Annotated in this window: 16 protein-coding genes; 8 read left to right on the plus strand and 8 right to left on the minus strand. The window is 34.2% G+C overall.

All coding sequences use genetic code 11. The features are described 5' to 3' along the window. Positions 1-572: 572 nt before the first annotated feature. Positions 573-2,960 (minus strand): outer membrane beta-barrel family protein, encoded by a 2,388-nt coding sequence (locus B0A66_RS09760; protein ID WP_089049675.1) that lies wholly within the window; start codon positions 2,958-2,960, stop codon positions 573-575. A gap of 156 nt (positions 2,961-3,116) precedes the next feature. Beyond that, positions 3,117-4,250, minus strand: coding sequence for a helix-turn-helix domain-containing protein (locus B0A66_RS09765; RefSeq protein ID WP_089049676.1), 1,134 nt, complete (start codon positions 4,248-4,250; stop codon positions 3,117-3,119). A 179-nt stretch (positions 4,251-4,429) separates the two neighbouring features. Between B0A66_RS09765 and murQ the strand changes: the two genes are divergently transcribed. The 8 genes from murQ (at position 4,430) to B0A66_RS09805 (ending at position 10,701) form a co-directional block, all read left to right on the plus strand. Then, positions 4,430-5,242: an N-acetylmuramic acid 6-phosphate etherase gene (gene murQ, locus B0A66_RS09770; protein WP_089049677.1), complete on the plus strand. Its 813-nt coding sequence runs from the start codon at positions 4,430-4,432 to the stop codon at positions 5,240-5,242. Continuing rightward, positions 5,243-5,464, plus strand: a complete 222-nt coding sequence (locus B0A66_RS09775) for a DUF6095 family protein (protein WP_089049678.1) — start codon at positions 5,243-5,245, stop codon at positions 5,462-5,464. It begins immediately after the preceding gene. 145 nt (positions 5,465-5,609) lie between these two features. Further along, positions 5,610-6,182: a pentapeptide repeat-containing protein gene (locus tag B0A66_RS09780; protein ID WP_089049679.1), complete on the plus strand. Its 573-nt coding sequence runs from the start codon at positions 5,610-5,612 to the stop codon at positions 6,180-6,182. A 2-nt stretch (positions 6,183-6,184) separates the two neighbouring features. Then, a complete protein-coding gene (locus B0A66_RS09785; RefSeq protein ID WP_089049680.1) occupies positions 6,185-6,769 on the plus strand; it encodes a DUF1572 family protein in 585 nt (194 codons plus the stop codon). Positions 6,770-6,921: 152 nt separating this feature from the next. Continuing rightward, positions 6,922-7,293, plus strand: a complete 372-nt coding sequence (locus tag B0A66_RS09790) for a DNA topoisomerase IV (protein WP_089049681.1) — start codon at positions 6,922-6,924, stop codon at positions 7,291-7,293. Between the two features lie 36 nt (positions 7,294-7,329). Continuing rightward, complete coding sequence (locus tag B0A66_RS09795; RefSeq protein WP_089049682.1) at positions 7,330-8,103, plus strand: TerC family protein; 774 nt, start codon at positions 7,330-7,332, stop codon at positions 8,101-8,103. Between the two features lie 51 nt (positions 8,104-8,154). Continuing rightward, positions 8,155-10,071, plus strand: a complete 1,917-nt coding sequence (locus tag B0A66_RS09800; protein WP_089049683.1) for a DUF294 nucleotidyltransferase-like domain-containing protein — start codon at positions 8,155-8,157, stop codon at positions 10,069-10,071. 3 nt (positions 10,072-10,074) lie between these two features. Beyond that, the gene (locus tag B0A66_RS09805; RefSeq protein ID WP_089049684.1) at positions 10,075-10,701 is read left to right on the plus strand and encodes a 3'-5' exonuclease; all 627 of its coding nucleotides are present in this window, start codon (positions 10,075-10,077) and stop codon (positions 10,699-10,701) included. Positions 10,702-10,879: 178 nt separating this feature from the next. Here the strand turns inward: B0A66_RS09805 and B0A66_RS09810 are convergent, their stop codons facing one another. From B0A66_RS09810 to B0A66_RS09835, 6 genes are all read right to left on the minus strand, one after another. Next, positions 10,880-13,603, minus strand: a complete 2,724-nt coding sequence (locus B0A66_RS09810) for a DNA gyrase/topoisomerase IV subunit A (protein ID WP_089049685.1) — start codon at positions 13,601-13,603, stop codon at positions 10,880-10,882. 124 nt (positions 13,604-13,727) lie between these two features. Next, positions 13,728-15,599: a DNA topoisomerase IV subunit B gene (locus B0A66_RS09815; RefSeq protein ID WP_089049686.1), complete on the minus strand. Its 1,872-nt coding sequence runs from the start codon at positions 15,597-15,599 to the stop codon at positions 13,728-13,730. Between the two features lie 160 nt (positions 15,600-15,759). After that, on the minus strand, positions 15,760-16,938 hold the full coding sequence (gene pncB, locus B0A66_RS09820) for a nicotinate phosphoribosyltransferase (RefSeq protein WP_089049687.1): 1,179 nt from the start codon (positions 16,936-16,938) through the stop codon (positions 15,760-15,762). Between the two features lie 116 nt (positions 16,939-17,054). After that, positions 17,055-18,035 carry a transglutaminase domain-containing protein gene (locus B0A66_RS09825; protein ID WP_089049688.1) on the minus strand — a complete coding sequence of 327 codons (981 nt, stop codon included), beginning with the start codon at positions 18,033-18,035 and terminating at the stop codon, positions 17,055-17,057. A 5-nt stretch (positions 18,036-18,040) separates the two neighbouring features. Then, entirely contained in the window at positions 18,041-18,565 is a 525-nt protein-coding gene (locus tag B0A66_RS09830) for an NADPH-dependent FMN reductase (protein WP_089049689.1), read from the minus strand. Then, a complete protein-coding gene (locus tag B0A66_RS09835) occupies positions 18,562-19,512 on the minus strand; it encodes a YihY/virulence factor BrkB family protein (protein ID WP_089049690.1) in 951 nt (316 codons plus the stop codon). Before B0A66_RS09835 ends, B0A66_RS09830 begins: the two co-directional genes overlap by 4 nt. Positions 19,513-19,656 lie beyond the last annotated feature (144 nt).

A 19,656-nucleotide genomic window follows, 5' to 3' on the forward strand; every position in this document is an offset into this window, starting at 1 on the left:
TGTTAAAAAATGTAGTTGAGATCCGTTATCCTAACAGGTTTTCAAAACCTGTTAGGTATTTAGTAAAGTTTTTTTTAGCATCCCATACTAAGAATTACTAATCCTAATATAGAATTTTACTTTTAGACTTGAATACCTAACAGGTTTTGAAAACCTGTTAGGAAACTAAAACTACAATAACGTTATACTTATCGTTAATTCTCCTGCAAGGTTTCCAAAACCTTGTAGCTATAAAAATTAATTTATAGATTAAACTAATACTCAATCTCTATGTAAACCTACAAGGTCTTGAAGTCCTGTTAAAAAATGTAGTTGAGATCCGTTATCCTAACAGGTTTTCAAAACCTGTTAGGTATTTAGTAAAGTTTTTTTAGTATCCCATACTAAGAATTACTAATCCTAATATAGAATTTCACTTTTAGACTTGAAAACCTGTTAGGAAACTAAAACTATAATAATGTTATTCTTATCGTTAATTCTCCTGCAAGGTTTTGAAAACTTTGCAGGTTAGAAATGACAAACAAATCCGTATCAATCCGCGTATCATAAAAACAAAACACACTCAAACCTAATTAATTCCCTGTTCTCTTTCTTTCCTCCTGATTTCCAAAATTACGATCCTTAATGTTTATTTTCTTGTTTCCAAAATTATAAACCACAGACAAACGTACAAATCGGTTGCTTTCATTTTGGCTATAAACCTGCTTCACGCCATTTACCACAGAAGTAAAATCTTTTAAATAAGAAGTATTAAAAATGTCATTTGCAAGGAATGCGATTTGCAGATGTTTATTATACAAATCCTGCTTAAAACCAAAATCAAAACTCGACATATAACCTACTTCATACAAACCATTTTCAACAGGTGTACTGTAACTAAAATCAAGTTGCAGCTTTGTCGTTTTTCCTAAAATAAAAGTATTGTTAGTAGAAAAATCAATTTGCATACTGTTCGACGGCATTGCATTTATATTCTTATTAAATTCTGTTTTTGAACCTAAAAAGTATAATGCATTTTCGCTCTGCCACCATTCCGCCAAACTAGCAGAATAACTTTCTCCGATACCATAATTTAGACCTTTAAAATAATTCTCACGCGTTACAATCTGTGTGTTAGTTTCCGGAATTGAAGTAAAAATAACACCATAACCATTTGAAATTGCATTTACAAAAACACTCGTTCTGAAGGTTTCTTTATACGAATGCGCTAACTCAAAATTATCACTAAATGAAGGTTGCAAAAACGGATTTCCTTCAGAATAACTATTGCTGTTAATGTAAACTCTAAACGGATTCAATAAATCAAAACGAGGTCGGTTGATTCTTTTTCCATAATTAAAACTGAAACTATTGTTTTCATTTTTCTGGTAAGAAGTATAGAATGTTGGAAACAACTTCACATAATCATTTACCGTTTCCTGATTCAGCGTTGCCGAAAATCCGTTAGTTTTAGTACTTTCCAATCGCAACCCAACTTGCAGGCTCCACTTTTCATTAATTTTCTTGTCACCATTTACATAAACCGCCTGATTATTCTCCGTATATTTAAATCTATTCGATTGATTGGCATCTAATTGTGGAGTTCCGGTAATCATATCATAATACGAGATATCGCTTGTACTATTCGTAAAACTTACTTTCGCACCATACGATAAGTTTAGTGCCTGAAACGGATGTTCCATGTCGGCCTTAAAACTAAAATTATCAATATCCTGATTTGAAATGTTTCTTCCTGCCTGATTCACATCGACAAATACCATATTTGAAGTATAATTATTAGCAATAAAACTTCTGTCAAATTTTGAGTTGTAATCAAAGTAATCTATATCAAAAGACAATTTTCGTTTAAGAGAATCTAACCTCGTAATCAAATGCAGATTATAGGTTTGATTTCCAGACCCTTTATCGGTAAAACTATTATTTTTTGTAACATCTCTCAATTGATTTTGAGTAGTATACTTATCAATGCTGATATCCGATTTAAAATCAGGATTGTTTCTATCGTTTACTAATTGAAACCCCATTGTAGTGCGATCAGAAAAATCATAATCTACTGCCAGCTTTCCGGAAAAATTCTCGTCTTTTACCTTTGTTGTACTGGTCATTTTTGAAAGTCCGTCCGGAAAATGCATCTCTAAAATTTCCTCAGAATTTTTGTAACCCGTTTTTCCGTTAACGCTTGCTGAAAATCGAAACTTATTTTTATTGTAGAAAAAGTTATTTCTCAAAGTATAAATTCCATATTTGTTTTGGTCGTAAGAAAGCGTCGTTGTATTTTTCCACGAATCACGAACACCTTTTTTCATGATAATATTAATAAGTCCGCCAAATCCATCAGCTTCGTATCTTGCAGGCGGATTGCTTATAATTTCTATATTTTTAATATCACTTGCAGATATTGATTTCAAAAAACTGTTTAGTTCTTCCCCCGTCAATTCAATCAAACGTCCGTCGATCATTACACGTGATGTTCCTTTTCCTAATATCGTAATCTCACTGTTTTTTACAACAACACCAGGCGCTGTATTGATGGCACTCAAAGCATCTCCGCCAACCGTGTTAACATTATTTTCGAGATTGTAAACCAGACGATCTGTTTTTCGTTCTATAGTATTTTTTTTGGTCTCAATAACAACCTCGCCTAGATTTGTAGTGTTTTCTTTTAGCAGTATTGTTCCTAAATCTAAATCTGATGTTAATTTAATTTCCTTTTCATAATCTGTAAATCCCAAAAGACTAATTCCAATTTTATAAGAACCGCTTTTTATATTGAGCTCAAAAGATCCATCTTGTTTGGTGGTTGTTCCATCAATAATTTTTCCTTCTGCATTTAAAAGAGAAACGTCAGCCCATTCTAATGGCATTGTTTCACCAGCTACTTTTCCTTTCAATTTTAATGTTGATTGTGCTAAACAAAATAATGGTAGTATTAAAAAAATAAGGAGGTTTGTTTTTTTCATGATTTCTAATTTTAACTTGTTCGATTAATTTGAAGCAAAGTTGCCTTAGAAATTTTCAGCATTCGACCGACAAAAAAAAGTCGAACCATTTTCTTCTATGAAAATGAGTTCGACTTTATTCGCTGTCAAGTACGACTTTTTACAAATCGCTTATTTTTAGATGTTTCGGTACGCTGTTGGCGTTAAATTCGTATATTTTTTGAAAGAAGTATTAAATGAAGATTTAGAATTAAAACCAACTTCATACAATATTTCCAAAACGGTCAACTGATTTTTGGACTGATCTTTTAAAATATGCATGGCTTTTTGAATGCGATATTCGTTTACAAAATCAAAAAAATGCTGATCCATCTGATGGTTAATCAAAATTGACAAATCCCGAACCGGAATATTAATCTGATTACTCAATTCCTGTATCGTAAGCGAAGGATCCAGAAAAGGTTCTTTCTCTTTCATATATTGCTTCAGCATTGCAATTTGATCTTTCACAAAATCATTCTGTTCCTTTGCTGATTCCGGTTTATCTTCTACTTCCGGTAAAATATCCTTAGTCAATTTCAGTTTAGAATTAACACCTCTAAAAAGTTCCGGATGATTTAATGCTTTCATTATAAACCAACACGTAATAAGCAACGCGATTGTACCCACCAATACATTTGCCCAAAGAAATACTTCTTTAAAATCAGTATAACGCAATAGATTTTTTAAGACCACTATCGAATGCGCCGTTAGAAAAACACATGTAATCTGAAAAAGCCATTTGTACGTTGCTGTACTTGGATTGGCGTAATTTTCTAAATAAATTACTTTGTATTTTTTCAGAATCAAAAATATACTCACGATATAAAATGCATATTGAAGTTCAACTAAAACATGAAAAAAAATAATTTCCGGTAACTGATTGAATGTTGTTCCGAAAATCTCTATCTCTGAATTAAGATAAACTCTTGGAATAAAAACTAAATTGAGAATTATAAAAGGAAGTAAATGCACTAAATGATTCCATTTTAATCTAAAATCATAATAGCAGACAGCGCGCACAAAAAGGTAAAACAAAGGCATTTCAAGCAAACACATTGTAGATCTGAAAATCTCTAAATTCAGCTCCGTAAGCGTGTTAGGATTTATGAAAAAGCCACTAAGATCAACAGCAGAGAAAATGAAAAACCAGGCAAATAAGCGATTAGCCAATTTATTTTCGGTTTTAACCGTTAATAAAAAAAACGCAAGCAGTAAAGAAACAAAAACCGAGATTCGACCAATCCCTACCAATACATCTAATTTATCCATTCCTTAATTTTATTATTCAACAAATATAATATTTTAGTTCATTCAGCAAGGTTTCAAATAGATGCAGAGGAAATAAAACCTATCAAAAAAGTTTAAAAACAGCAATGACTTTGTTCGGCAATTTTTCATCATTTGCGATAAAAAAGAGTATTTTTGAAGGATAACTATTTCTTCAAAAAATGAGCTTTACAAAAACAACCGAGCAAGCATCAAAATACGAACATTTAGAAAAAATGTCGGTTCAGGAATTGCTGACCAATATTAATAACGAAGACAAAACAGTGCCAAATGCTGTCGAAAAAGCGTTACCTCAAATCGAAGCGCTGGTACAACAAACCGTTGCCAGCTTAAAATTAGGCGGACGCATATTTTACATCGGAGCCGGAACGTCGGGAAGATTAGGTGTTGTAGATGCTTCTGAATGCCCTCCTACTTTTGGAGTTCCTTTTGATCTAGTAAACGGAATCATTGCAGGCGGTGATACTGCCATTCGTCGTGCCGTAGAAAATGCTGAGGACAACGCAACACAAGCCTGGATCGATTTGCAGGCGCACAACATCAATCAAAATGATATTGTTATTGGAATCGCTGCTTCGGGCACAACGCCTTACGTTATTGGCGGTTTAGAAACTTGTAATGCCAATAATATTGCAACTGGATGCATTACCTGCAATGCAGGAAGTCCGCTGGCACTAACAGCAAAATTTCCTGTAGAAGTTGTGGTTGGACCTGAATTTGTTACCGGAAGCTCTAGAATGAAAGCCGGAACAGCACAAAAACTGGTTCTAAATATGATTTCGACTGCGGCTATGATTCAGCTTGGAAAAGTAAAAGGAAACAAAATGGTCGACATGCAGCTAAGCAATGTCAAATTAGTCGATCGAGGTGTAAAAATGATTATGGAAGAAATTCCGGTATCGTATGAAGAAGCCTCTGAATTATTAAAAAAATACGGCAGCGTGAGAAATGCTGTTGACAATTATAAAAAATAAATGGCAACAAATAAAGAATTATTGGGAAGAGGAGTTAAATACTTGGCTGGTGCTTTACCGCTGATGTTTCTTGGTCCAACTTTAATCTACAATGCTTTCATGAACCAGCACACCAACTGGCATTATCTGGTTCTGGGAATTGGAATTGTGGCCTGTATTGCCTCAGTAGTGATAGCCTTTCTAGGCCTTAAAATCATCATGAAAGGTATATTTAACGACTAATTTTTTTTGGTTGTTAGTTGATGGTTTGTTGTTTTTAGTTCATTTATTAGTTAGTTAATTAGTCAGAAATTCCTAAATTCTTAAATCTTTCAATTATTAAATCATTTAATTTTCCAATCTAAACTCTAAAATCTAAAATCCTAAAATGGAAAGCCTCATTCACATTCAAAAAACATTTGAGAAAGTTGTTTACATCGACAAGAAAATAAACAATCGTGAGTTTGAAGATTGCGTGTTTAAAAACTGTGATTTTTCGAACAGCAATTTTGGGTACAATACTTTTTTAGATTGCGAATTTATTGATTGCAATTTGTCCATGACGAGTTTGTTTGGTACAAGCTTAAAGAATGTTACGTTTAAAAACTGCAAACTTTTAGGAATCGCTTTTAATGAATGTGATGATTTTTTGTTTCAGGTTTATTTTGAAGAAAGCACTTTGGATTATGCTATTTTTTCGAATAAAAAAATGCCCAAAACCAAGTTTATCAATTGTTCCGTAAGAGAAGTTACTTTTATTGGTGTAAACTTAACGAGTTCTGTTTTTGATAATTGTAATCTGGAAGGTGCTATTTTTAACGATACGCAACTGGCAGCTGTTAACTTTAAAACGGCATATAATTATAAAATCGATCCAGAATTTAATCCGATGAGGAAAGCACAATTTTCGACACAGGGAATCGAAGGTCTTTTAGACAAATATGACATTAAAATTGTATAATTATGAGTGCTGATACTTCTTACTTAGAAAGCGTTAAAAAACAATTTTTATACTATAAAGCTTTAGGCGAAAAAGCGATTGAGCAAATACAGCCGGAACAGCTTTTTGTTACGGTAAATGAAGATACGAATAGCATTGCTACGATAATCAAACACATTAGCGGGAATATGCTTTCGAGATGGACTGATTTTCTGACTGCTGATGGTGAGAAAGATTGGCGCAATCGCGATGCTGAATTCGAAAATGACCTGCAATCGAAAGAAGAGGTACTGGAAATCTGGAACAAAGGATGGAATTGCCTGTTTGATGCTTTAAACAGTTTGCAGCCGAATCAACTTTCGGACATTATTTATATTCGTAATGAGGGACACACGGTGATTGAAGCAATAAACCGTCAGTTGGCACATTATCCGTATCATATAGGTCAGATTGTGTTTTATGCCAAACAATTAAAAAACAGCGAATGGAACAGCTTATCGATTCCACGCAATAAATCAGGAAATTACAACGCTGAAAAATTTGCTAAAGAAAAAGAAATCAAGAACTTTACTGATGACGAATTAAAAAGATTATCGGATAAAAAATAAGCTTTTGAAAACAACTTGTTCTGCTTACGATCTCTTTATTCTTGATTACGTTTCTAGCCCTGATGGGAGGGAAAATCCTTTTGTGCCGGGGTTCGGCACAAAAGATTGGAAGGAACAGCAGGAACAGCTCCTAATAATAACTTAAATTAAAAATGAAAAAAATTACATTCTTACTACCGCTACTTACCTTATTTTCTTGTTACGATGCAGAACACAACTGCAAAGATTTTAAAACCGGAAAATTTAAATTTGAATTTGAAGTAGACGGCGTAAAAAAAACAACGCTGTTTGAACGTAAAGATGGCATTGAAATCGAAACTTTTGAAGGAAAAACAGATACGTCTTTAGTGCGTTGGGTAAGTGATTGCGAGTATGTTTTGCAGAAAAAACATCCAAAAAACATGGCTGAAGAAAAAGCAATCAGCATGAAGATTTTAACGACAACGAAGGATTCGTATGTTTTTGAATTTGGACTGGTTGGTTCTGAAGAAAAGCAACGCGGAAAGGTTATTAAATTAGATTAAATTCGTACCTTAAATAATTACTAAATTGTTATAAACATGGAAATATTTTTGAATCCTGACGCATGGATTGCTTTATTGACTTTGACTTTTTTGGAAATTATTTTAGGAATTGACAACATTATTTTTATATCAATTGTAACTGGTAAATTACCCGAAGAAGACAGAAAAAAAGCGACAAGAATTGGTTTATTTCTTGCCATGTTCATGCGTATCGCTCTGTTAATGGGAATTTCTTATCTCATTGCCATGAAGGCTACCGTTTTTAGCATTCATTGGGGCTGGTTTGAAGGCGAATTTACAGGACAGGCTATAATTTTATTCTTAGGAGGATTATTTTTAATTTATAAAAGTACCAAAGAGATTAGTGAAAAAGTAGATCATAAAGGCGATGAAGAAAAAACAATTGGTTCTGTCGCTAAAAAATCATTTTCGAATGTCATTATTCAGATTTTATTAATTGACCTCATATTTTCTGTAGATTCTATTTTAACTGCTGTTGGAATGACAAATGGTGTCGAAGGTGCGCTAACTATTATGATTACTGCCGTAATAATTTCGGTTATGGTTATGATGCTGTTTGCTGTGCCGGTTGGAAATTTTGTTAACAAAAATCCTTCTATTCAGATATTAGGTCTTGCCTTTTTAATTTTAATCGGATTCATGCTAATTACGGAGAGTATGCACTTATCAAACGCAGCTCTTGCTGGTGAACATATTGGTGCTGTTCCAAAAGGTTACTTGTATTTTGCCATTACATTTTCATTGGCAGTCGAATTTATCAATATGCGAATGCGCAAAAAGCAGTCCTAAAATTACTAAAGTTCCAGTTTTTGGAACTTTTTTTGAACCCAAATCCTACGCATGAAAAATACCATTTCACATCGAGTTGCCGATTTTTTAAAAAACTTTCCGCCTTTTAATTTTCTTCATCCTAAAGATCTTGAAAAACTGTCTGAGCAAATTTCTATTTTGTACAAAGACAAGGATGCTGTAGTTTTTACAGAAAATGAAAAGACACACGACTCTTTTTATGTGGTGCATAAAGGAGCGATTGCTCTTAAAAAAAATCAGAAGAATGATACTTTAGACATGTGCGATGAAGGTGATATTTTTGGTTTGAGACCGCTTTTGGCTCAGGAAAATTATATCATGGAGGCGAGAGCGCATGAGGAAAGCATTTTGTACGCTATTCCGATTGCTGTTTTTAAACCTTATGCTTTAGAAAACAGAAACATAGGTAACTTTTTGATCGAAAGTTACGCTTCGAATACGCGCAATCCGTATTCTGATATTCATAAAGATAAGTTGTATGGCGATGATATTCATGATCCGCTGCAATCGAACAGCCATTCGCTGGACTTGCAGCCTATCAAATATTCAAAAAAAATTGTAACGTGCAGCCCGTCGACTACTGCGCGGGATATTGCAAAGTTAATGACCAAGAAAAAAGTTGGAGCAGTTTTAATCGTCGACGAAATGCTTCCGATTGGGATTATTACGGATAAAGATTTGCGAAACAAAATTGTAACGGGAGATTTTCCGATACTTACCACGGCAGAAACTATTATGACGAAACCTGTGATTACGTATCCTAAAAAAATGACGGTTACAGAGGCGCAAATGGCAATGATGAAAAGCAACATTAGCTATTTATGTCTTACCAAAGATGGCACAAAGAATACTAAAGCTGTCGGGATTTTATCGAAACATGATGTCATGGTGGCTTTAGGGAATAATCCTGCTGTTTTGATCAAAGCCTTGAAAAGAGCTAAAAAAGTTAAGGATATAAAACCGATTCGGGCGAGAATCATGCAATTACTGCAAGGTTATCTGGACCAGAATATCCCAATGACTTTGATTTCTAAAATCATAACGGAGCTAAATGAAGCTTGCACGACGCGTGTAATCGAAATGTCATTGGATAAAATGAGTAGTCCGCCTCCTGTAAAGTTTGCGTGGCTGGCTCTTGGTAGTCAAGGACGAAGCGAACAAATGTTGCACACAGATCAGGATAATGCGATTGTTTACGAAAATGTAACGGACGTTTTTAGAGAAGAAACAAAAATATATTTTCAGAAATTTGCTTCTTTAGTAAATAAGGGACTTTTTGAAATTGGCTATGATTATTGTCCTGCTGAAATGATGGCTTCGAACCCAAAATGGTGTTTAAGCCTTAATGAATGGAAAGAGCAGGTTCATTATTGGATCACGAATCCGGGTAAAAATGAAGTTTTATTGTCTTTTATCTTTTTTGATTATAATTTAACGTACGGTGATTCTGAAATCGTGAATCAACTTTCTGATTCTATTTTTGAAAGTATAAAAGCAAATCCTATTTTTTACGTTCATTTGGTAAGTGGTGCATTGCAAAGTCCATCGCCAACAGGTTTCTTCAGGCAGTTTCTGGTGGAGCAAGATGGCGCCAATAAGGATAATTTTGATATTAAAAGAAGGGCTTTAATGCCTTTAACAGATGCTGCACGTGTTTTGATTTTGTCACATTCTGTAAAATCGATTAGCAATACGGCTGAACGATTTGAAAAGCTTGCCGAATTAGAACCTAATAATAGAGAATTGTATTTATCATGTTCCTACTCTTTTAAAGCTTTATTGAAATTCAGAACCAAACAAGGTCTTTTACACAATGATTCGGGACAATTTATTGCCTTGGAAAGTTTGTCTAAAATGGAAAAGATTAAGTTAAAGAGAACGTTTAAAACAATTAAGGAACTTCAGGAATTAATTAGTGTCCGATTTAATATTGCTAACGTCGTATAAGCCATGAGTATATTTAGTTTTTGGAAGAAGGAAGAAGATCTCTTTGATGAAAATATTACCATCGAAGAAACCCGGTTTGTAGTTTTAGACACTGAAACCACAGGTTTTGACTATGATAATGATCGTATTTTGTGTATTGGAGCGCTGGTTTTACAAAACAGCGTAATTTCAGTCCAGAACAGTTTTGAGGTTTACCTGCAACAAGATCACTATGATAAATCGACCGCTCAGATTCATGGTATCTTGAAGGATTTTATCATCAAACGTCCGAGTGAATTAGAAGCGCTGCAACAATTTCTGGATTTTGTAGGCGATTCGGTTATTATTGCGCATCATACTATTTTTGATGTTACGATGATTAATAAAGCTCTGGAAAGAAACAATTTGCCTCAGCTAACTAATCCAAGATTAGATACTGCTCATTTGTATAAAAAAACACTCATAAAATCGCATTTATTTGAACGCAAAGACCATTACACTTTAGATGATCTTGCTGATAAATTTGATATTTCTAAAAAAGACCGTCATACTGCTTTAGGCGATGCTTACATTACGGCAATTGCCTTTTTGAAAATTGTAAAAAAACTGAAAGACAAAAAGGAAATCAATTTGAATCAGTTGTTTAAATAAGAAAACCTGAGGCTAGTAAATATTGAAATACCTAGAATATAAAATGAATCATTCCTATGGAACTCTAATAACTATCGAAACATCATATCAACGGATTAAAATCCGTCGCTACAAAATATAGCGTTCCTCCGGAACTCTAATCTATTTTAAAAAAATAGCTCCAATTGGAGCTATTTTTTTATTCTAAAACTAAACCTATCTGACCATCGTCATCTAGTTCTGTTTCTACAGATTCGTCTGTATCACTTACTGTTCTTTCGGGAACTTCTTCTACCGGTTCTTCATACGGAAGCGGCTCGAGCAGGTTCACTTGTTTTATTTTATCTGTCGTTAGCTGATTTCCTAATGCTTTAAAACCTTTTATGGCAATAAAATCTTCTACATCGATGTGTAAGTCTTCTTTTTGAACTCCTTTTACTTTTGGAAAAATCAACTGCGCAACCGGACGGTAATCTGTTGATACAATTTCTAATTGTGAATTTGGATGTTCAGTAATAAAACTTTCTTCTTTGTTTTCAAAATCAACCAGGAAGCGTTTCAAATAATAACGTTCTTTTTCTCCATCGTAATAAATGGCTGAAATAGGTTTTTTAGGATTCCATTTTTCCAGAACAATCATATCCTCATCAAAATGAGTTGACAATTCCGGAATAATCACTTTTAATTTTCCTGTCTGATTAATGATCAAAATTTTGTCACTCGGTTTAAATTCACCCAGTAACTCTCCTCTTGCATCTACGTTTAGACGTTTTACGGTATCATCAAACCAAACTTTTCTTGGTAATAATGTAGAAATTCCTTTTTCTTTCAGTTCGATTTTCTTGATTGGATATTTGGTTACCAAATTTCCTTTTGAGCCTCGCCCTTTTATCGCTAAATTGGCAAAATCGATATCGAATTTCAATTTCTTAATCGTTCCGATCTGACGTAATAAAATCGTGATTACTTCTGCTTCTCCATTTGGATTATGCGAAAAATAAACTACCTGAGAACCTGCCGTTTCATTGGTTAAATCATACGGTTTATCTCGGGTTACACCTGATACATTGAAACGTTTAATGTACGAAGGTCCTGATTTTCCGTCACGGTAAATCATGTTGTAAATCGTTCGTTTATCGCTTTTATCAAAAATAGCAATGTGAATGATGTCTTTACCGATAAATGTCTTGGCATCTACTTTGGTAATCATCATTTTACCATTTCGTAAAAATACAATCACATCATCAATATCAGAACAATCGGTAACGTATTCGTCTTTCTTTAAGCTGGTTCCTACGAAACCTTCTTCTCTGTTTACGTATAGTTTTGTGTTTCTCAACACTACTTTTGTTGCTTCAACATTATCAAAAACACGAAGTTCTGTCTGACGCTCACGACCTTTTCCGTATTTCTCTTTTAATTTGGTAAAATACGCAATGGCAAAGTCTGTCAGGTTAGCCAGATTGTGCTCTACCTCTTTCATTTCGTCTTCTAACTTGGAGATAAAATCATCTGCCTTGTCTGAATCGAAACGTGTGATACGAATCATTGGAATCTGCGTTAAACGCTGTAAATCTTCGTCATTAATATCTCTGACAAATGATTTTTTGAAAGGCTCAAAACGATCGTATAAATATTTATACAATGATTCTCTATCTGAATATAATTTGAAATCAATGTACATTTCTTCACGAATGAAGATTTTTTCTAAAGTAGAAAAATGCCATTTATTTTTTAATTCTTCTAATTGAATTTCTAATTCCTGACGCAGTAAATCAACAGTTCTGTGTGTTGAAATTTTCAACATTTCTGAAACTCCGATAAACAATGGTTTGTTGTCTTCGATAACGCAACCCAGAGGCGCAACGGATGTTTCGCATGCAGTAAAAGCAAACAAAGCATCGATTGTTTTATCCGGTGAAACGCCCGGGAAAAGATGAATTAAAATCTCAACATCAGCAGCAGTATTGTCTTCGATTTTTTTGATTTTGATTTTACCTTTGTCATTGGCTTTCAAAATACTGTCAATCAAAGTTGTGGTATTGGTAGAAAATGGAATTTGCGTAATTACCAATGTGTTCTTGTCTAATTGTGCAATTTTAGCACGCACACGAACACGTCCGCCTCTTAATCCATCATTATAATTAGACACATCGGCAATACCTTGTGTCATAAAATCTGGATATAAGGTAAATGCTTTTCCTTTTAAAATTTTGATCGACGCATCGATTAACTCATTGAAGTTATGCGGTAATACTTTCGTAGAAAGACCTACTGCGATTCCTTCTGCTCCTTGCGCTAAAAGCAACGGAAACTTTACCGGAAGGTTATTCGGTTCTGCACGACGACCATCGTACGAAACGCCCCAATCTGTAATTTTTGGAGAATATAAAACTTCTAAAGCAAATTTAGATAAACGTGCCTCAATATAACGAGAAGCCGCAGCTCCATCGCCTGTTAGGATATTTCCCCAGTTTCCCTGGCAATCTATCAATAAATCTTTTTGACCAATTTGCACCATAGCATCACCAATACTCGCATCTCCGTGTGGGTGATACTGCATGGTGTGTCCTACAACATTGGCAACTTTATTATAACGACCATCATCTAACTCTTTTAAAGAGTGCATAATACGACGCTGAACTGGCTTAAATCCGTCTTCAATAGCGGGAACGGCACGTTCTAAGATTACATACGAAGCGTAATCTAAGAACCAGTCTTTGTACATTCCGGTTACTTTGGTAATAACGTCTTCGCCTTCTTCCTCGATATTTTCGTAAAAATGCTGTCCTTCAAAATTTCTGGCACTTACTTCGATAATTTCTTCACCATCATCACCATCCTGATTTTCATCAAATTGGTTTTCGTCCTGGTTATTTTCGTCGTCGTTTGGAATGATGTTATCGTCTTCTTCGTCTTTCATTTAATTATATTCGAAATTATAATTTTTACTTTATTTGTTTGCGATGCGTTTTTTTAAACTTCAACGCTTGGTAAATCGGTTTTATATTTCAAAAACCCCAGTCAGTGACTGGGGTTTTTAATTTCTAAACCTCTGCCTCAACCGCGTCCAGTTCTACTTTCAAATTCTTGATAATGAACTCTTGTCTGTCCGGCGTATTTTTCCCCATGTAGAAAGATAACAATTGCTCGATTGAAGTGTTTTTGTCCATCATAATTGGGTCTAATCGAATGGTTTCTCCAATGAAGTTTTTGAACTCATCCGGTGAAATCTCTCCCAAACCTTTAAATCGCGTGATCTCTGGTTTTGGTTTTAATTTTTCGATCGCATCTTTTCTTTCTTCTTCTGAGTAACAATAAATCGTTTCTTTTTTATTTCTAACCCTGAAAAGTGGTGTTTGTAAAATATACAAATGTCCTTCTTTGATTAACTCAGGAAAGAATTGCAGAAAGAATGTTATCAATAACAAACGAATGTGCATTCCGTCGACATCGGCATCGGTTGCGATTACGATGTTGTTGTAACGCAATTTTTCTAAACCATCTTCAATATCTAAAGCGGCTTGCAGTAAATTGAATTCTTCGTTTTCGTATACAATTTTCTTGGTCATTCCGTACGAGTTTAGTGGCTTACCACGTAAACTGAAAACGGCTTGTGTATTTACATCACGAGACTTGGTAATCGATCCGGAAGCCGAATCTCCCTCGGTAATAAAAAGGGTACTTTCTAAGTTTCTCGGGTTTTTTGTATCTGGAAGGTGTGCACGACAATCTCTTAATTTTTTATTATGAAGGTTGGCTTTTTTAGCACGATCTGTTGCCAATTTTCTAATTCCTGATAATTCTTTTCGCTCACGTTCTGCCTGCAGAATTTTGCGCAATAAAGCCTCAGCTGTTGGAGGGTTTTTATGCAGGTAATTGTCTAATTTGGTTTTGATAAAGTCGTTTACAAACGTACGAACAGATACTGGTGGTGTTCCATCATCAGAACCCATATCGGTAGAACCTAATTTGGTTTTAGTCTGAGACTCAAAAACCGGCTCCATTACTTTTATACTAATCGCACTTACAATCGATTTACGAACATCTGAGGCTTCAAAGTTTTTATTGTAAAACTCACGAATGGTTTTTACAATTGCTTCTCTGTAAGCTGCTAAGTGCGTTCCTCCTTGTGTCGTGTTTTGTCCGTTGACAAAAGAATGGTATTCTTCGCTGTATTGTGTTTTACTGTGTGTTAAAGCGATTTCAATATCATGATCTTTTAAGTGGATAATTGGGTATTCTAAATCATCTTCGTTGATTGTTTCTACTAACAAGTCACGAAGTCCGTTTTCTGAATAATATTTTTCGCCATTAAAGATAATCGTCAAACCATTGTTTAAGTAACAATAGTTCTTAACCATTTTAATTACGTATTCTAAACGGAATTTATAGTTTTTAAAGATCGATTCATCCGGCGTAAAAGTTACTTTGGTTCCTTTTCGCTTCGTTGTATCAATGATGTCTTCTTCTAAAACTAAATTTCCTGCTGAGAACTCTGCTCCTTTTTGTTTGTCATCACGAACCGATTCTACACGGAAATAATTGGACAAGGCATTTACTGCTTTCGTTCCGACACCATTCAAACCTACCGATTTCTGGAAAGCTTTTGAATCGTACTTACCTCCGGTATTCATTTTCGAAACTACATCTACTACTTTTCCTAGCGGAATTCCACGTCCGTAATCACGAACTGAAACCGTTTTATCTTTTATCGTTACTTCGATCGTTTTTCCTGAGCCCATTACAAACTCATCGATACAGTTGTCTAAAACCTCTTTTAATAGAATATAAATACCATCATCCGGCGAAGAACCATCTCCTAATTTCCCGATATACATTCCGGGACGCATACGAATATGTTCTTTCCAATCGAGTGATCGAATGTTGTCTTCGGTATATTGATTTTGCTCTGCCATAAAATGAATTGGATTTTTGGCTAATGTACCATTTATCGGTAAAAAATGAAAGCGTATTTTTCCTTTTGTTACGATTAATAACAGGTTTGAATTCTATTTAAATTGATTTTAAAAAAATAGGGGTGTTAAAACTATTAAAAAGATGGTTTGTATCAAAAACTTACGATTTGATTCCGAGTACTTGTTTGGCTAAAGCAATCATTTCGGGAGTTCCCGTATTTTTATTTTTTTCGTCTGAAAGTTTTACAACGCCTTGCCAGTGTACATTATCGGGTTTGGTATGTGTTAGTTTTATAACCATATTCATAGCGGGCAAACCTACATCATTTGTAAAATTTGTTCCAATTCCAAATGACATTTTAATTTTGTCTTTACAAAAGTCAGATATGAGTTTTACTTTCTCAAAATTGAGTGAATCTGAAAAAACAATGGCTTTGGATTTTGGGTCGATTCCCATTTTGTTGTAGTGTGCCATTACCTTTTGTGCAAACTCAATTGGGTCTCCGCTATCATGTCGGACACCATCGAATAGCTTGGAGTATTTTTTATCGAATTGATTGAAAAATATTTCGGTTGTATAGGTATCGGTTAAGGCAATTCCGAGATCACCGCCGTATACTTTTGTCCAATTTTCAAGACTGATTAAATTAGCCATTTTAAAACCGTATTGTCCGGCATGAAACATAAACCATTCGTGTGCATGTGTACCTAAAGGACGCTTGTTATTGAGCATCGCAAAATGAACATTGCTGGTTCCTATAAAACTTTGAGAACCGTATTTGGTTAATGTTTCGTTTATTAAAGCATGTACATCGTAGGAATGGCGACGTCGCGTTCCAAATTCTAAGATCGAAACACCCAGCGTATTGTAATTATCAATTTTTGTCTTGGTAACTGATTTTATGGCATCGTCGTTGAGGCGAATCAAATGATTTGCTTTATAAAACAGTTCAGATATTAACGCCATTAAAGGTACTTCCCATAAAATAGTGCGGTACCAAAATCCTTCAATGACGACCTTAATTTCTGATCCTTCCTGCTCAATATGAACTTCGGACGGATTATAACTATATCCCTGTAAAAAGTCTAAATAGGTGTTATCTAGATACGGACAAAAATGCGACAAATAACTTTTTTCTTCTTTTGTCAGCCGCAAATCTGCCATGGCATCTACTGATTTTCTTAGCAATTCTGCAAAGCCTTCCGGAAAAACATGCTTACCGCGATTGATAAAGGCATAGCGCACTTTTGCCTTTGGATAAAGTTTTATCACAGCATGCTGCATTGTAAATTTATAGAAATCATTATCTAAAATTGACTTGAGAAAAGTTGCTTCCATAAGATAATTCCTTTTTAATTTTAAAATTTAAAAAATGAGGAACAGCTAAGATACGCCAATTCAATAAAAGAAGAAAATGATATGAATGTCTTTACAATAATTTTCTTATGCTGTACTTATTTCATTACTACTTTAAATGAAGCAATACTGGACGTATCTAAAAAGAAAGTAATATAATTTCCAATAGTATTATCGATCACGATTTGAAATTCCAAACCTCCTTTGCGTTCTTTTCCATTCTGAACTCTCACAGGCTGATTCTTTTTATTCAAATAGTAAAACTGATCTGTTTTTGAAATATTCTTGAACTCAAAAGTTACTTTGTCTCCGTTTTTAACTTCGATTATACCTGACTTTGGTGCTTTTATTTTGTTGTCGCCTTCAATGGTTTTATTGTAAATTAAAGGACCGTTTAAAAAATCGTCTTTACTTATTTTTGAATTCAGAAAAGTCCCCGAATCAGGATAATGTTTTGCGAAAAAGTAATCCGGATCTGCATCAAAATAAATAGGTGCAAAATCAATTACCATGCGTCCTTTGTTGCCATCGTAATAACCCTGACCCCATGTAACATCGATTAATCGCCATTTACCATCAAAATAAACGATATTCCAGGCGTGATCTGAGCCTAATTTTTCTCGACCAATATCGCTCAATCTGGTTTTAGAATCACCTTTTACGACTTCACATTTTAATCCGACTTTTGTTGCTAAATTTTGGTACAAAAGAGAGAATCCTTCACAAACTGCTTTTTGAGATTTAAATGCTTTTTGAATTATTTTATCGTCTAATTGCTGTAATTTTTTCTGTTTTTCGGCTTCGTTGCTATAACTGAAACCTTGTGATTTGGGCGGATTTAAAAATGACGCATAATCGTATTTTAGATTGAAAGCAATCCAGGTAAAAATGGCTCTTGCTTTATCAATATCATCTTTAAAATCTTTGTTGATTCTTTCGGCTAAATCGTCTGTAGTGCTAAAACTTTTGGGATATTTTTGCACCAGCTTGTCGACAGCATCGTATTTTTGAGAATAAGAGGAATGTAAAAAAATAACACTCAATAGTAGGAATATGAAAGTAATTTTTCTGTTAATCATGGTATTTAGAAACTAGTTTTTATAAGTTGTTTTAATTCCTTTTCTAATGTTTCATCTGAAATCTGATTTTTTTCTATATCAAAATTTGCGTTGAAACTTGGTAATGAAAATGAAGCTTTGATTTCGCCTCCATAACGCGGGAAAAGATTTTTGGAGATTTCTAAAACAGAGCTTCCTCCTCTTCCTCCAGGCGATGTTGCCAATAATAGCATTGGTTTGTGCTGAAAAACGTCTTTCTCTATTCGGGAACTCCAATCGAAAACATTTTTGAATGCTACAGAATAATTTCCGTTGTTTTCTGCCATTGAAATGACTAAAATATCGGCTTCTGCGATTTTGGCTAAAAATGCTTTTGCCAGTTCATGCTGTCCAACTTCTTTTTCAACGTCAACGCTAAATAACGGCATTGCAAAATTGTTCAGATCTAAAACTTCAACTGTGGCATTTTCAAATAAACCTGCTGCATAGGTTGCAAAACGTTTATTGATAGAATGCTGGCTGTTACTTCCACCAAAAGCTATGATTTTCATATTTGTTCTTTTTTTTCTTGTTCTTTTGTTTTTGGAACATCGATTTCAAAAATTTCTTTTTGTATCTCGACTGAGTATTCATTTGGATAAATTTTACCTCCGTAAGCTATTGCATATACTTTGGTAAATTCTGCCCCAAAGTACAGAATAATTGCTGAATAATAGACCCAAACTAAAATAATTATTACAGAACCTGCCGCACCGTAAACAGATGCTACTGTTGAGCTTCCTAAATAAAATCCGATGGCAAATTTACCGATCATAAACAACACTGCTGTAACGCCTGATCCAATAAAGGCATCTTTCCATTTTATTTTTCCGTCCGGTAATGTTCTGAAAATTATCGCAAATAAAAGTGTTATACTGGCTAATACTATAACGCTGTTTACGACATAAAATAAATAAACGGTGCTTTCCGGAAAATATAATTTTAGTCGTGAACTTACTAAGTCCAGGGTTGTATTGACAAAAAGGCTGACAAGCATTAAAAAACCAACTGAAGCAATCATTGAAAATGACATTAATCGATTCTGTATAAACTTCTTAACTCCTTTGTCAGGCTTAGCACGTAATCCCCAGATAAAATTGATTGAACTCTGAATCTCTGCAAAAACTCCTGATGCTCCAATTAGCAGCATCACGATTCCGAATACGGTTGCAAAAACATTACTTCCTGAAAGCTGTACATTTTTTATTGCTTCCTGAATCTGACTTGCGGGACCATCGCCTACTAAACCATTTATTTGTCCGTACAATTGTCCTGCTACTGCTTCTTCACCAAAAAAGAAACCACATATTGTTATGATAATGATCAATAAAGGCGGCAATGCAAATATGGTATAATACGATAGTGCTGCACTTAACTTAATGGCATTGTCCTCATTGAATTCTAAAAAAGTATTCTTGAGCAGAAACCATATTTTGGAGAGTATATTTTTGATTTTCATTTGCTGTTTTTTTTTGATATTCTCTCAAATTTACGCAATAATCAAAAATTTCTATTTCTCTCTTTTCAGATCAATTTTACATTTTTACCATGTTTTGTTGGTACTTAGTACTTAGTTTTTAGTACCTAGTTCTTAGTTCTTAGT

The sequence above is a fragment of the Flavobacterium hercynium genome, from assembly GCF_002217285.1.
In the GTDB taxonomy this organism is placed as follows: Bacteria; Bacteroidota; Bacteroidia; order Flavobacteriales; family Flavobacteriaceae; genus Flavobacterium; species Flavobacterium hercynium.

Bases quoted from the DNA above. Each gene is read 5' to 3' on its own strand.
- B0A66_RS09760 (WP_089049675.1), bottom strand. From the start codon at position 2,960: ATGAAAAAAACAAACCTCCTTATTTTTTTAATACTACCATTATTTTGT.
- B0A66_RS09765 (WP_089049676.1), bottom strand. From the start codon at position 4,250: ATGGATAAATTAGATGTATTGGTAGGGATTGGTCGAATCTCGGTTTTT.
- murQ (WP_089049677.1), top strand. From the start codon at position 4,430: ATGAGCTTTACAAAAACAACCGAGCAAGCATCAAAATACGAACATTTA.
- B0A66_RS09775 (WP_089049678.1), top strand. From the start codon at position 5,243: ATGGCAACAAATAAAGAATTATTGGGAAGAGGAGTTAAATACTTGGCT.
- B0A66_RS09780 (WP_089049679.1), top strand. From the start codon at position 5,610: ATGGAAAGCCTCATTCACATTCAAAAAACATTTGAGAAAGTTGTTTAC.
- B0A66_RS09785 (WP_089049680.1), top strand. From the start codon at position 6,185: ATGAGTGCTGATACTTCTTACTTAGAAAGCGTTAAAAAACAATTTTTA.
- B0A66_RS09790 (WP_089049681.1), top strand. From the start codon at position 6,922: ATGAAAAAAATTACATTCTTACTACCGCTACTTACCTTATTTTCTTGT.
- B0A66_RS09795 (WP_089049682.1), top strand. From the start codon at position 7,330: ATGGAAATATTTTTGAATCCTGACGCATGGATTGCTTTATTGACTTTG.
- B0A66_RS09800 (WP_089049683.1), top strand. From the start codon at position 8,155: ATGAAAAATACCATTTCACATCGAGTTGCCGATTTTTTAAAAAACTTT.
- B0A66_RS09805 (WP_089049684.1), top strand. From the start codon at position 10,075: ATGAGTATATTTAGTTTTTGGAAGAAGGAAGAAGATCTCTTTGATGAA.
- B0A66_RS09810 (WP_089049685.1), bottom strand. From the start codon at position 13,603: ATGAAAGACGAAGAAGACGATAACATCATTCCAAACGACGACGAAAAT.
- B0A66_RS09815 (WP_089049686.1), bottom strand. From the start codon at position 15,599: ATGGCAGAGCAAAATCAATATACCGAAGACAACATTCGATCACTCGAT.
- pncB (WP_089049687.1), bottom strand. From the start codon at position 16,938: ATGGAAGCAACTTTTCTCAAGTCAATTTTAGATAATGATTTCTATAAA.
- B0A66_RS09825 (WP_089049688.1), bottom strand. From the start codon at position 18,035: ATGATTAACAGAAAAATTACTTTCATATTCCTACTATTGAGTGTTATT.
- B0A66_RS09830 (WP_089049689.1), bottom strand. From the start codon at position 18,565: ATGAAAATCATAGCTTTTGGTGGAAGTAACAGCCAGCATTCTATCAAT.
- B0A66_RS09835 (WP_089049690.1), bottom strand. From the start codon at position 19,512: ATGAAAATCAAAAATATACTCTCCAAAATATGGTTTCTGCTCAAGAAT.